13 protein-coding genes are annotated in these 13,258 nt (G+C 66.7%); 5 read left to right on the top strand and 8 right to left on the bottom strand.

Annotated features, from left to right (window positions below; genetic code table 11):
• Window positions 1-6: 6 nt before the first annotated feature.
• Both MRY80_RS07135 and MRY80_RS07130 read right to left on the bottom strand, forming a co-directional pair.
• A complete protein-coding gene (locus MRY80_RS07135) occupies window positions 7-654 on the bottom strand; it encodes an HAD-IA family hydrolase (protein WP_293289426.1) in 648 nt (215 codons plus the stop codon).
• Entirely contained in the window at window positions 651-1,427 is a 777-nt protein-coding gene (locus tag MRY80_RS07130; protein WP_293289424.1) for an IclR family transcriptional regulator, read from the bottom strand. The genes MRY80_RS07135 and MRY80_RS07130 overlap by 4 nt, the downstream gene beginning before the upstream one ends.
• A 152-nt stretch (window positions 1,428-1,579) precedes the next feature.
• On the opposite strand from MRY80_RS07130, the gene MRY80_RS07125 reads away from it, so the two are divergent.
• From MRY80_RS07125 to MRY80_RS07105, 5 genes are all read left to right on the top strand, one after another.
• Window positions 1,580-2,521, top strand: coding sequence for a tripartite tricarboxylate transporter substrate-binding protein (locus MRY80_RS07125; protein ID WP_293289423.1), 942 nt, complete (start codon window positions 1,580-1,582; stop codon window positions 2,519-2,521).
• A 63-nt stretch (window positions 2,522-2,584) separates the two neighbouring features.
• A complete protein-coding gene (locus MRY80_RS07120; RefSeq protein WP_293289421.1) occupies window positions 2,585-3,115 on the top strand; it encodes a tripartite tricarboxylate transporter TctB family protein in 531 nt (176 codons plus the stop codon).
• A 5-nt stretch (window positions 3,116-3,120) separates the two neighbouring features.
• Window positions 3,121-4,740 (top strand): tripartite tricarboxylate transporter permease, encoded by a 1,620-nt coding sequence (locus MRY80_RS07115; RefSeq protein WP_293289419.1) that lies wholly within the window; start codon window positions 3,121-3,123, stop codon window positions 4,738-4,740.
• Window positions 4,623-6,089, top strand: a complete 1,467-nt coding sequence (locus tag MRY80_RS07110) for an aldehyde dehydrogenase family protein (RefSeq protein ID WP_293289647.1) — start codon at window positions 4,623-4,625, stop codon at window positions 6,087-6,089. The genes MRY80_RS07115 and MRY80_RS07110 overlap by 118 nt, the downstream gene beginning before the upstream one ends.
• Window positions 6,090-6,102: 13 nt before the next feature.
• Window positions 6,103-7,344 carry a Tm-1-like ATP-binding domain-containing protein gene (locus MRY80_RS07105; protein WP_293289417.1) on the top strand — a complete coding sequence of 414 codons (1,242 nt, stop codon included), beginning with the start codon at window positions 6,103-6,105 and terminating at the stop codon, window positions 7,342-7,344.
• Window positions 7,345-7,365: 21 nt separating this feature from the next.
• Here the strand turns inward: MRY80_RS07105 and MRY80_RS07100 are convergent, their stop codons facing one another.
• The 6 genes from MRY80_RS07100 to MRY80_RS07075 form a co-directional block, all read right to left on the bottom strand.
• A complete protein-coding gene (locus MRY80_RS07100; RefSeq protein ID WP_293289645.1) occupies window positions 7,366-7,908 on the bottom strand; it encodes a VOC family protein in 543 nt (180 codons plus the stop codon).
• Between the two features lie 19 nt (window positions 7,909-7,927).
• Entirely contained in the window at window positions 7,928-8,125 is a 198-nt protein-coding gene (locus MRY80_RS07095; RefSeq protein ID WP_293289415.1) for a DUF2783 domain-containing protein, read from the bottom strand.
• A 2-nt stretch (window positions 8,126-8,127) separates the two neighbouring features.
• Window positions 8,128-9,765, bottom strand: a complete 1,638-nt coding sequence (locus MRY80_RS07090; protein WP_293289413.1) for an FAD-dependent oxidoreductase — start codon at window positions 9,763-9,765, stop codon at window positions 8,128-8,130.
• Between the two features lie 34 nt (window positions 9,766-9,799).
• Window positions 9,800-10,759 carry an MBL fold metallo-hydrolase gene (locus MRY80_RS07085; RefSeq protein WP_293289411.1) on the bottom strand — a complete coding sequence of 320 codons (960 nt, stop codon included), beginning with the start codon at window positions 10,757-10,759 and terminating at the stop codon, window positions 9,800-9,802.
• On the bottom strand, window positions 10,759-11,781 hold the full coding sequence (locus tag MRY80_RS07080) for a fumarylacetoacetate hydrolase family protein (protein WP_293289409.1): 1,023 nt from the start codon (window positions 11,779-11,781) through the stop codon (window positions 10,759-10,761). The genes MRY80_RS07085 and MRY80_RS07080 overlap by 1 nt, the downstream gene beginning before the upstream one ends.
• 198 nt (window positions 11,782-11,979) lie before the next feature.
• Window positions 11,980-13,164 carry a GGDEF domain-containing protein gene (locus MRY80_RS07075; protein ID WP_293289407.1) on the bottom strand — a complete coding sequence of 395 codons (1,185 nt, stop codon included), beginning with the start codon at window positions 13,162-13,164 and terminating at the stop codon, window positions 11,980-11,982.
• Between the last annotated feature and the right edge of the window lie 94 nt (window positions 13,165-13,258).

Genomic DNA, 13,258 nt, shown 5'->3' with positions numbered 1-13,258 from the left:
CCTCCCTTATGCGAGACCGAGCAGCCGCAGGGCGGCCGCGTAGCTCTCGCGCGGTTTGCAGACATCGAAATGAACGGTCCTGAGCCCGACGGCGTCGGCGCCGGCGATGTTGCGCTTCTGGTCGTCCACGAAGACGCAGGCCTCGGCCGGCAGGCTGAGCTCGTCGAGGCAGGCTTGGTAGGCGCGCGGGTCGGGCTTCAGGATATTGGTGTAGGTCGCGTCGACCACGACGTCGAAATCGGAAAGGAAGGGCAGCCGGTCGCGGAAGTCCGCGCCGTAGAAGAGATCGAGCTCGTTCGACAGGATGGCGAGCGTCACGCCCGCTGCTTTGGCTGCGGCGATCGCCTCGCGGAATTCCGGCCGGATCACCGCGTCGGGATCGCCGCCGCGCGCCGCGCGCACGAAATCGGCCATCTGCGTCCAGTCCTTGCCGACCAGCGCGCCCACTTCGCGGGTGCGCTGCATCCAGTAGTCGCGTTCGCTGATCCGGTCGGCCTGCATGTCGCGCCAGAGCGGGTCGGTCGCCGGGCCGAACGGGCCGCGCCAGGTAAGCGTGCCGGGCGCGAGGCCCAGCGCCGCCTCGGTGAGGTCGTGCGTCTCGAACAGGGTGCGGGTCACGACGCCGCCGAAATCGAGGATGAGCGCGCTCGTCATATGGCGGTCTCCGGGAAGCCGTCGGGTGCAAAGCCGCCGATGGCGCGGGTGAGTTCGGCCGCGCCGTCAAGCACCGCCCGGACGATCAGCGGGATGCGGTCGGCGGTGACGCGTGCGACGGGGGCGGCGACGGCGAGCGCGCCGATCGGCCGGCCTTCCGCGTTGAAGACGGGCGTGGCGTGGGAATGGACGTCGGCCTCGAAGCCGCCGATCGACACGGCGACGCCGGTCTCGCGGATCGGCGCGAACATGGCGTTCAGCGCATCGGGATCGGTCACCGTTTCGGGCGTATGACGGGTGAGCGGCTGCGCCAGGACGGCATCGACGAAGGCCTTCGGCGAGAAGGCGAGCACGGCCAGGCCCGAGCCGGTTCCGTGGAAGGAGAGGATTTCGGCGTCCTCCATCATCACGCGGGTCGCGTGGCGGGGGGAATAGGCGTGGGCGAGCGCGTGCAGCGTCATGCCGCGCACCGCGCTGACATGGGCGGTCTCATGGGTGATGTCGGCGAGGCGGTCGAGGATCGGGCGCGCGGCGGTCGTCAGCGGCACGGCGGCCTCGCGCAGCCTGGCGAGGCGCAGCACCTCGGGTCCGAGCCGGTAGGATTTCTCCGGCCCCGCCTGTTCGACGAAGCCGCCGTCCTGAAGTTCGGTGAGGAGGCGATAGGCGGTCGCCTTGTTGATTCCGGCCAGCCGCGCAATTTCGCTCAGTCCGATCTCGGTGCGGGACTGATTGAAATTCGTCAATAAAGACAATGCCTTGGAAACGGTTCCCATGGCCGTCCGCTCAAACTCCCGTGCGCAATTTCGAAGGGCCGCGGCGCAATCCGCGATCGTGTTTTCAAGTGTCTTGACAGGAGATCGGAAGCGATGTCAATCTGTTTTAGAACCGATGGTTCACTATTTGAACCGAACCAGGGGAGGTCTCCGTGTTCAAATCCACTCTGCTCAAGAGCGCGCTCGCGGGCGCCATGATTCTGATGGGGAGCGCCGCCTATGCGGAGTATCCCGAAAAGCCGGTCAACTTCATCGTGCCGTGGCCTCCGGGTGACCTCGAGGACGTTCTGACCCGCATGATCGCCGAGGACTTCCAGGCAGAATACGGCGTCGCGGCGGCCGTGGTGAACAAGCCGGGCGGCGGCGGCGGCCCGTTCCCGGGCGCCATCGAGGTGGCGAACGCGCCGGCCGACGGCTACATGATCGGCTCCTTCGTCATCGGCGTGCCGGTGGTGGGTCACACGATCGACATTCCGGACCTGACGCCGGCGAAGTTCGATCCGCTCGGCATCTTCCTGACCTATCCCTTCGTCATCGCCACCAGCGGCGACGCGCCCTATTCCTCGATGGAGGAACTGGCCGCCTACGCCAAGGACAACGACGTCGCGCTCGGCCATTTCGGCGACGTGCTGACGCCGACGCAGGTGACCAAGGCGTTTGCGAAGAACGCCGGTTTCGAATGGGGCTCTGACGCCGCGTTCGACGCGCTGGATTGCAACACGCTCGCCTCCGGCGACGCCGACGTGATCAACACCACGCTGCAGCTCATCCTGCCCTGTCTCGACGACGTGAAGGTGCTGACGGCGATCACCGACCAGCGCATTCCGCTCGTGCCGGACGCGCCGGCGATCGGCGAACTGGACCCGACGCTGAACATCGCGCTGTGGAACGGCCTGTTCGTGACCAAGGACACGCCGCAGGACGTGCGCGACAAGATCATCGCGGTGGCCAAGAAGACCGTGATGAGCGAGCGCGCCCAGGCGGTCGCCAAGGAGACCGGGGCGCTGGTCTACTGGCAGGACGCCGACGAGAGCGCGGCGCGCATCGCCAACGACATCGAGACCGTCGAGCGCATCGGCGAGATCCTGCAGTAAGAGATCGTTTGTCGGGCCCGGATTTCCGGGCCCGATTTGTATCCGGCTTTCGGGAAGGCCACAGTGCAGACAGAACGCGAGCGCCGATTTCCGGGACCGAGGCGAGGCCAGCTGGTCTTCGCCCTCGTCCTCATGGTCTTCGGCCTGATCCTGCTGGCGCAGACACCGACACAGACCCGCTGGGTGGCGAAGACCGGTTTCTTCGCGCAGCCGCGTTTCTGGCCGGCGGTCGGCCTCATGGCCCTGGTCGGGCTGGGCGGCCTTCACCTCGCCAAGCTGCCCTGGCGCCGCTTCACGGGCGCCGACTGGGTGGAAGTGCGCAAATGGGCCGCGGCGCTGGAATATGCGATCTGGTTCATGGCCTATGTGCTGGTGGTTCCCGTCATCGGCTATCTGCCGGCCTCGATCCTGTTCGCGGCCACGCTGTCGTGGCGTCTGGGCTATCGTACCACGCGCATGATCGCGGTGAGCATCCTGTTCGCGATCGCGACCGTGATCGTCTTCAAGAGTTTCCTGTCTGTGAAGATCCCGGGCGGCATGATCTATGAGTATCTGCCGGGCGCGGTCCGCAGCTTCTTCATCCTGAACCTCTGACGCCCATGGACCTGTTGCTCTCGAGCCTGGAGATACTCGCGCGCTGGGACGTGATCCTGGCGCTGCTGGTCGGCTCCATCGGCGGCGTGCTGATCGGCGCGATCCCGGGCGTCGGCCCGGCGGTCGCCATCGCGATCCTCCTGCCCGCCACCTTCTCCATGGACCCGATCGTCGGGCTGACCGTGCTGCTCGGCATCTATGGTTCCTCCATGTACGGCGGCTCCATCCCGGCGGTGCTGATCAACACGCCCGGAACGGCGGTCAACGCGCTGACCACCTATGACGGCTATCCGATGACCGCGCGCGGCGAGCCGCGCCGGGCGCTGTCGCTCGCCTATTCCTCCTCGTTTTTCGGCGGCATCTTCTCGGTGGTCTGCCTGATCCTGTTCGCGCCCGTGCTCGCCAAGGTCGCGCCGCTGTTCGGCTCGCGCGAGATCTTCCTGGCGGCGCTGCTCGGCATCATCCTCGTGATCGTCGCACATCGCGGCCAGAGCCTGATCGCCGGCGCGCTGGCCGGCTTCGGCATCTTCATCCAGACGATCGGCCTGGAGCCGGTGAAGTATTCCAAGCGCTTCACCTTCGACCAGGCGTTCCTGTCGAGCGGCATCGACCTGATCGTGGTCGTGCTCGGCCTGTTCGCGCTCAGCCAGGCCTTCGTGCTTCTGACCAGCGAGGACGAGAAGATCCGCACGACGCGGCTGCGCGGCGGGTTGTTCCAGGGCTTTCGCGAATTGGCGCGGCATCCGCGCGTCGCGGCCGTCTCGGCCTCCTTCGGCGTGCTGATGGGCATGATCCCCGGGGTCGGGGAGTTCACCGCGCAGTTCCTGTCCTATACCTATGCGCAGAAGACCTCGAAGCGGCCGCAGGATTTCGGCCACGGCTCGTCGGAAGGGCTGATCGCGTCCGAGACCTCCAACAACGCCGTGCCGGCCGCCGCGATGGTGCCGCTGCTGGCGCTCGGCATTCCGGGCGAGGCGCTGACCGCGATGATGCTGAGCGTCTTCTACGTCCACAACGTCGTGCCGGGACCGGGCCTGTTCCAGAACCAGATGGATTTCATCGTGGCGCTCTACCTGGCGCTCCTGATCCTCAACGTGCTGGTCGTCCTCTTCCTGCTCGTCGCGACGCGGCCGCTGATCAGCGTCGTGAAAATCCCGAACCGGTTTCTCGGCCTGTGCGTTCTGACGCTCTCCTTCGTGGGCGTCTACTCGCTGCGCAATTCGGTGACCGACTGCGTGCTCGCGGCCGTGTTCGGCATGATCGGCTATGTGCTGAAGCGGCTGTCGCTTCCGGTCGTTCCGATCATCCTCGGCATGGTGCTCGGCGGCATCATGGAGGTGAAGCTGCGCGCCGGCATGGCGCGGGTCAAGGAGCCGTTCGACTTCATCGACCGGCCGGTCGCGATGATCCTCTTCCTGGTCATCGTCGCCGTGCTGATCGTCCATGCGAGAAGCGTCTGGCTTGACCGCAAATCCCTGAAGGAGGCCGAATGGCAGACCAAGCACAGATCGACGCGCTTCGGCGCACTCCTGTTCCGCCGCAAGAGCTCCTTGTCGAAGGCGCGTGGCAGGCAGGTGAAGGCGCGCCACTCGACGTCATATCGCCGATCGACGGGTCGCGGCTGACCAGCATTGCCGACGCCACGCCGGCCGAGGTCGACCGGGCCGTCGCCTCGGCGCGCGCGGCCTTCGAGGACCGGCGCTGGGCGGGGCTGGCGCCTGCGGCGCGCAAGAAGATCATGCTCAAATGGGCCGAGCTGATCGAGCGCGAGGCGCTTGCGCTGACCGTGCTCGGCGTGCGCGACAACGGCACCGAATTCTCCATGGCCTTCAAGGCGGAGGCGGGCTCCGCTGCGGCGACCATCCGCTATTACGCCGAGGCGCTGGACAAGCTCTATGGCGAGATCGCGCCGACGGCGGACACGCATCTGGGCCTGATCCATCGCGAGCCCGTGGGCGTCGTCGGCGCGATCGTGCCCTGGAATTTCCCGCTGATGATCGGCGCGTGGAAACTGGGGCCGGCCATCGCCGCGGGCAACTCCGTCGTGCTGAAGCCGGCCGAGACGGCCTCGCTTTCGCTTCTGCGCCTCGCCGAACTGGCGCTGGAGGCCGGGCTGCCGGCGGGCGTCCTGAACGTGGTCACGGGCCGGGGCGCGGTCGCGGGCGAGGCGCTGGCGCTGTCGCCGGACGTCGACGTGCTGGTCTTCACCGGATCGGGCGCTGTGGGGCGGCGGCTCCTGGAATATTCGGCCCGCTCCAACCTGAAGCGGGTCTATCTGGAGCTCGGCGGCAAATCGCCGTCGCTCGTCTTCGATGACGTGAAGGATGTCGCCCAGGCGGCCAAGGTGACCGCGAACGGCATGTTCCGCAATTCCGGCCAGGTCTGCGTCGCCTGCACGCGCCTCCTGGTGCAGCGCGGCATCCATGACGCGTTCGTGGCCGAACTCGCGAAGGTCGCCGGGGCGATGAAGGTCGGCGACCCGCTGGACCAGACGTCGCAGGTCGGCGCGATCAATTCGGAACGGCAGCTGCACCAAAGCCTCGGCTTCGTCGAGACGGCCCAACAGGAGGGCGCGTCGCTCTATCGGGGCGGACGGCGCATCCTGGAGGAGACCGGCGGCTACTACATGGAGCCGACGATCTTCACCGATGTCGGCGCGGGCGACACGCTGGCGCAGCGCGAAGTGTTCGGGCCGGTGCTCGCCGTGACCGTCTTCGACACGGAGGAGGAGGCCGTCGCGATCGCTAACGGCACCGAATACGGCCTGTCGGCGGGCGTGTGGACCAGCGACCTGTCGCGGGCGCATCGCATGGTGCGGGCGGTTCGCGCCGGCGTGGTGCATGTCAACACCTATGGCGGTTCGGACCTGACTGTGCCGCTCGGCGGGGTCAAGCAATCCGGCAACGGGCACGACAAGTCGCTGCACGCCTTCGACAAGTATGTCGACCTGAAGACCGCCTGGATCCAGCTCTGAGGGGGGGGGACGAATGAGCGACAGGACCATTCTCGTCGTCGGCACTTACGACACGAAGAACGACGAACTTTCCTACATGGCCCAATGCATCGCCGGGCAGGGCGGCGGGGTCGTCACCATGGATGTCAGCGTGCTGGGCGATCCGGCGGAACCGACGGACTGGTCGAAGCACGATGTCGCAGCGGAGGGCGGAAGCTCAATCCAGGCCGCCATCGACAGCGGCGACGAGAACCACGCCATGCAGATCATGGCGCGAGGCGCGGCGGCGCTGACGGCGCGACTGCATCGCGACGGCCGGATCGACGGCGTGATCGTGCTGGGCGGCACGATGGGGACGGATCTCGCGCTTGACGTCTGCGCGGCGCTGCCGCTCGGCGTTCCGAAATTCGTCGTCTCGACGGTCTCCTTCTCGCCGCTCTTGCCGGCCGAACGGCTGGCGCCGGACATCCAGATGATCCTCTGGGCGGGCGGCCTCTACGGGCTCAATTCAGTCTGCAAGTCTTCGCTCAGCCAGGCGGCGGGCGCGGTGCTCGGCGCGGCGCGGGCGGTGGAGCCGCCGAAGCGCGACCGGCCGCTGATAGGCATGACGTCGTTCGGCAAGTCGGTGCTGACCTACATGGTTACGCTGAAGCCGGAACTGGAAAAGCGCGGCTACGAGGTGGCGGTCTTCCACGCCACCGGCATGGGCGGCAGGGCCTTCGAGGCGCTGGCCGCGGAAGGCGCGTTCGCCGCCGTGTTCGACTTCGCCACGCAGGAGGTCGGCAACCACATGATGGGCGGGCTCTCGGCGGGCGCCGACCGGCTGACCAATGCCGGGACGAAGGCCATTCCGCAGCTGATTGCGCCGGGCTGCATCGACCTGATCGATTTTGTCGGCTGGCAGCCCCTGCCGGAGCGGTTCCGCGCAACGCCGTCCCATGCGCATAACCGGCTCTTGACCTCGATCGTGCTGGACACCGACCAGCGGCGCGAAGTGGCGCGCGAGATCTGCCGGAAGATGGAGCAGGCCAACGGGCCGACGACCTTCCTGCTGCCGAAGGGCGGTTGCCACGAATGGGACCGCCCCGGCGCCGATCTCAACGATCCCGACGGGCTGGCGGCGTTCTGCGACGAGATGGAGACGGCCTGCCCGGCCAATGTCGATCTCAAGGCGCTCGGCTGCCACATCAACGACGCGGAATTCTGCGAGACCGCGCTGGCGATCTTCGACGCCTGGGTCGAGGCCGGGACCGTGGCGAGGCCGGACCAGGCGTGACCCGGTCCGGTTAGTCTCGACTTACGCCTTGCTCAATTCCTTGGCGTGCAGCCAGTCGGCGTGCTGCGGCGCGCGCTTGGTGCGCGACCATTCCTCCAGCATGTCCCATTTGACGGAATCGAGGCGTTTCAGCATCTCTTCTTCTTCCGGGTCCGGGCAGGCGAGTTCGACGCGGTGACCGTTCGGGTCGAAGAAATAGATCGAGTGGAAGATGGAGTGGTCGGTGACGCCGAGCACTTCGACGCCGTTTGCCTCCAGATGCTCCTTGTACTCGATCAGGGTCGGGCGATCCTTCACCTTGAAGGCGATGTGCTGGACCCATTTCGGCGTGTTCGGATCGCGGCCCATTTCGGGCTTGGTCGGCAGTTCGAAGAAGGCCAGCACATTGCCGTCGCCGGCGTCGAGGAAGACGTGCATGTAGGGGTCGGGCTCATGCGTCGACGGGACGTGGTTTTCCGCGATCGCCAGCACGAAATCCATCTTCAGCATGTCGCGATACCACTCGACGGTCTGCTTGGCGTCCTTGCAGCGATAGGCGACGTGGTGGATCTTGTCGATCTTCAGGGTCATGGCCGGTCTCCTCCTATTTCTTCGGCGCCGCGGCGGCCGCAAGGGCTGCGCGCAGTATCTCACGGTCGCCGACATGGTTGGACAGAATGAGGATCAGCCGGGCGTTGAAGGCGTCGCTCTCGGCCTTGGTCAGGCCCTCATGGGCGGCCAGAAGATCGGCATAGAAATCGTCCGGCGCAGCGATGTTCGGCGCGGTCTTGAGGTCTGCCATGGTCATGCCCTCCCGGTTGCGGTGCGCAGAGCGGCCTTGACCGCCGCTTCGTCATAGTCCGTCCACCGCGCGGCGACATGCTGGTCGGGCCGCAGCAGATAGACGGCCGATGTCGCGTCGCCGAGATAGCGCGCGGCGAGGTCGCCGGTGGGATCGTCGGCGGAAGAGATGCGCAGCGCGCTTGCCGCGATGCCGCAATCCTCGACGCTGTCGGGGACGTCCGCATCGATCGCGAGGAGCTGGAATTCGTCGCCGAGACGGTCGAGCAGATAGGCGTCGCCGAGCGGCGCATCCGGACAGGGCGCTCCGGGGCGCGTGCGGGCGGGGCCGCCGGCAAGCCCGTCCGGCCCGTTGAGCGGCGAGCCGTCATAGACGCAGGGCACCGAGAGCCGGCCGGAATTGACCAGCGGGCGGGCGAAGTCGAAGCGCTCGGAAAGGTCCAGCGCCGCGTCGCGGAAGATGCGGCTGATCTCCGATTTCGGCGTGATGAAATCCGTCGAGCGCGAGGAGTTGAGGATGTTCTCGTCGGCGCCGTGAATGCGCTCGACATCGTAGGTTTCGAGCAGGCTGTCGGGCGCGAGGCCGTCCATGACCAGCTTCAGTTTCCAGCACAGATTGTCGGTGTCCTGCAGGCCGGAATTGGCGCCGCGGGCGCCGAAGGGCGAGACCTGGTGGGCGGCGTCGCCGGCAAAGAGCACATGGCCGTGGCGGAATTTCTCCATGCGGCGGCACTGGAAGGTGTAGATCGAGACCCATTCCAGCTCGAACTTCACGTCGTCGCCGAGCATCGCCTTGAGGCGCGGGATGACGTTTTCCGGCTTCTTTTCCTCGTCCTTGTCGATGTTCCAGCCAAGCTGGAGATCGATGCGCCAGACGCCGTCGGGCTGCTTGTGCAGCAGCGCGGACTGGCCTCGGTTGAAGGGCGGGTCGAACCAGAACCAGCGCTCGGTCGGGAAGTCGGCGTCCATCACCACGTCGGCGATGAGGAAGTTGTCCTCGAAGACGCGGCCGACGAAATCGAGCCCCATCATGGCGCGGATCGGCGAGCCGGCGCCGTCGCAGGCGATCAGCCAGTCGGCGCTCATCGTGTAGGGGCCGTCCGGCGTGTCGACCGAAAGCGCGACGCCGTCGCCCTTTTCCGTCACCGATACGACCTTGTTGCCGCCGCGCAGTTCGATGGGCTTGCCCTGGCGCTGCAACTCGAAGGCGCGCTCGACCAGATATTGCTCGAAATAATATTGCTGCAGGTTGATGAAGGCGGGGCGCTTGTGACCCTTCTCCGGCAGCAGGTTGAAGTCGTAGACCTGCCGCTCGTCGAAGAAGACCTTGCCGACATTCCAGACGACGCCCTTGTCGACCATCGGATCGCCGCAGCCGAGCCGGTCGAGGATTTCCAGCGGGCGCTTGGCGAAGCAGATGGCGCGCGAGCCCCAGGAGACCTTGTCATTGTCGTCGAGCACGACGACCGGGACGTCCATCTGGGCGAGATCGATCGCGGCGGCCAGGCCGATCGGTCCGGCGCCGACGATCACCACGGGGTGATGCGCGTTGGCGCCGGGTTCCTGGTCGGGCGTGCGCCCGTAGGGATAGAGCGGCGTCTCGAAGATCTTCCTGCCGCCGGTTTCGACTGTCTGGTCCACGATCGGTCCTCCCTTCCTCGCCCGTTCCTTCCGGTCAGCCCTGCAGGGCGTCCCACATCTGGCGGTCGCGTTCGGCGGTCCAGATGCGCGGCGTGTCGATGTCGCGGGCCTCGTCATAGGCACGCGCCACGTTGAAGGGCAGGCAGTGCTCGTAGATCGCGTAATCCGCGAATTTCGGGTCGCATTCGGCGCGGCAGGCGTCCCACGCCTCCTTCAGCGAGCCGCCGCGCAGCGCGACGCGGGCGATCGGGCTGTAGGTCGAGCGGACGAAATCGGCGGTCTTGTCGAGCGCGTCGTTGACCATGTCGCGTCCGACCAGCGCGTCGCCGCGTCCGGGCGCGATGGAATCGAGATTGAAGCGGCGGATCTTCTCCAGCGTGCCGGGCCAGTCGTGGAAATGGCCGTCGCCGCAGTAGCAGGCGGAGTGGTATTCGACGATGTCGCCCGTGAACATGACGTTCTCGTCGGGCACGTAGATCACGATGTCGCCGGCGGTGTGGGCGCGGCCGAGGAACATGAGATCGACGCGGCGCTTGCCGAGATAGACGGTCATCCGGTCGTTGAACGTCGTGGTCGGCCAGGTAAGCGGCGGCACCTTGGCGATGTCGTCATAGCCGGCAAACAGCCGGGGAAAGCGCATGAACTCGGACTCACGGTCTTCCGCGCCGCGCTCGACGACCATGGAGCGGGCCTTCTCGCTCATGATCACGGTCGGCGCCTGATAGGCCGCCGCGCCGAGGACGCGCACGGCGTGGTAGTGGGTCAGCGCCAGATGGGTGATCGGCTTGTCGGTGACGGAGCGGACCTTCTCGATGACCTTGGCGGCGAGTTCGGGCGTCGCCTGGGCCTCGACGATCATGACACTGTCATCGCCGATGATGACGCCGGTGTTCGGGTCGCCTTCAGCGGTGAAGGCCCAGAGATCCTTGCCGACTTCGGTGAACGAGATCTTCTTTTCGGCGAGATCGCCGGCGCTTGCGAATTGCTTGGCCATCAGGCGGCTCCCTCATATTTTTCCACGGTTTGTTCGATTGCGCCGAAGATCGAATGGCCTTCGGCATCCAGCATCTCGATGCGGACGGTGTCTCCGAAGCGCATGAAGGGCGTCTTCGGGCCGCCGGACAGGATCGTCTCGACGGTGCGCAGTTCTGCAAGGCAGGAATAGCCGAGGCCGCCCTCGGCGACCGGCTTGCCGGGGCCGCCGTCCGCGTCCTTGTTGGAGACCGTGCCCGAGCCGACGATCGCGCCCGCGCCGAGTGGCCGCGTCTTCGCGGCATGCGCGACGATGTCGGGAAACTCGAAGGTCATGTCGACGCCGGCTTCGGCGCGGCCGAGCGGCTGGCCGTTCAGGTCAACGCGCAGCGGCAGGCTGACCTTGCTGCCGTCCCATGCGTCGCCCAATTCGTCCGGCGTCACGGCGACGGGCGAGAAGGCGGAGGACGGCTTGGACTGGAAGAAGCCGAAGCCCTTGGCGAGTTCGCCGGGGATGAGGCCGCGCAGCGACACGTCGTTGACCAGCATGACCAGGCGGATGGCGTCGCGGGCCTGGTCGACCGATGCGGCCATCGGCACGTCGCCGACGATCACGGCGACCTCGCCCTCCATGTCGATGCCGTAGGCCTCGTCGGCCATGCGGATTGGCGCACGCGGCGCGAGGAAGGTGTCGGATCCGCCCTGATACATCAGCGGGTCGGTCCAGAAAGTGTCCGGCATCTCGGCGCCACGCGCCTTGCGCACCAGTTCGACGTGATTGACGTAGGCCGAACCGTCCGCCCACTGATAGGCGCGCGGCAGGGGCGACAGGGCGTCGTGCTCGTGGAAACGCTCCGACGGGACGGCGTCATGCGACAGGCTTTCGGCCAGCAGCTCCAGTTTCGGCGCGACCGTCGCCCAGTCGTCGAGGGCGGCCTGCAGGGTCGGCGCGATCGAGGTCGCGTCGGTGCAGCGGGTCAGGTCGCGGGAGACGACGACCAGCCGGCCGTCACGCGTTCCGTTGTCGAGGGTGGCGAGTTTCATCAATCCGTCCTTGTTTCCTTGCGGTGCGAATGCGGTTGTCGTGCGGGAGGGGGATCGTGCGCCGCCGCGGCTTTCCTCCCGTCGCCAAGCGGACCGCATCGCAGTCCGCTTCTACGTAATGGTTGCGTTTGTAACTAACAACAATTTTTTCGGAAACGCCTCCGCGCGACGGTCGCGAGGCTCTCTGTCCGCCGCCCGTCACGCGATGCGCACGACGTCCGGATCGGGCGGGGCGTCGGGCGCGATCTCGACGCGGTTGCGGCCACCGCGCTTGGCGGCATACATCGCCTGATCGGCGGCCTTGATGACCTGCTGGAGATCCTGCGCTTCGCCGGCCTGCGCGACGCCGGCGCTGACCGTCGCCTTGACGGGCTGGCCCTCGACAAAGGTGTTGGCGGCCGCGAAGGCCTTGAGAATGCGGTCGGCGATCAGGGCCGCGGTCTTGACGGAGGTGCCGGGCAGAACGACGACGAATTCCTCGCCGCCATAGCGGCCGAAGAGATCCCTCGGGCGCAGCGAAGAGCGGACGGTCTCGGCGAAGCTCGCCAGGATGCGATCGCCGAACTGATGGCCGTAATCGTCGTTGATGGTCTTGAAGCGGTCGAGATCGAACATGATGAGCGAGCAGGGCGCGCCCGCCCGCCGGTCGCGTTCGAACAGCCTGCCGGCCGCCTCGAAGAAGGTGCCGCGATTGTGGGCCCCGGTCATCGGATCGATGCTGGCGGCGTGGACGTAACGCTGTTCCTTGCGCTCATGGCAGATGAAGATCATCACGATGCTCACGGCCATGGAGAACAGGATGGATTCGAAATGGATCACGCCGAAGGGGCTGTTCAGCGCGGGCGGCTGGTCGAAGGAGAAGGTGCCCTGCAGGACCTCGGAGACGGCCAGCGAGTAGACGATCGCGTGCAGCATCAGGAAGCCGCCGAACACCCAGCGGGCCGGCAGGTGCTCGGCGCGGTGCCGGACCAGCAGCCAGGCAGACGCCGTCAGGAAAACCGGCCAGAAGCCGAAGCCGATGGCGGTCGACCAGGTCTCGCTGTCGATGTCGACGGGAAGGGCCGTGATCAGGGGCACGACGAGCGGCGTCCCGACAACCACCGGCCAGAGCGCGCGCAGGCGCAGGAACCGGCGCACGCCGGCCCAGATCATCAGCGGCGCCATGCTCATCAGACCGCCGCCGACGGGCGTGAGGGTCTTGTTGGTTGAAGCGATCGACACGAAGATCAGCGCGAGGCCGATCGTGTGCAGCGCATGGGCGGACCCCCACCAGATCAGCGCCGGCTGATCGCGGAACCGGAACCAGGCCCCGTAGACGAACAGGCTGGCGATCGCCGAGGCCGTCACCGCAGGAACCATCAGTGTGAGGGGGTCAAGGTGCATCTGTCGGGAGTATCTCCCTTCCGCAAAGTAATTGCATGGCCGTTCTACGCGTGAGCCGTTGCCAAGAGGTTAAGCGAATCTTCGCGCGGTTGGA

This window comes from Oricola sp. (assembly GCF_022763245.1).
Taxonomy (GTDB): domain Bacteria; phylum Pseudomonadota; class Alphaproteobacteria; order Rhizobiales; family Rhizobiaceae; genus Oricola.
This window is presented reverse-complemented; position numbering and strand designations above follow the sequence as displayed.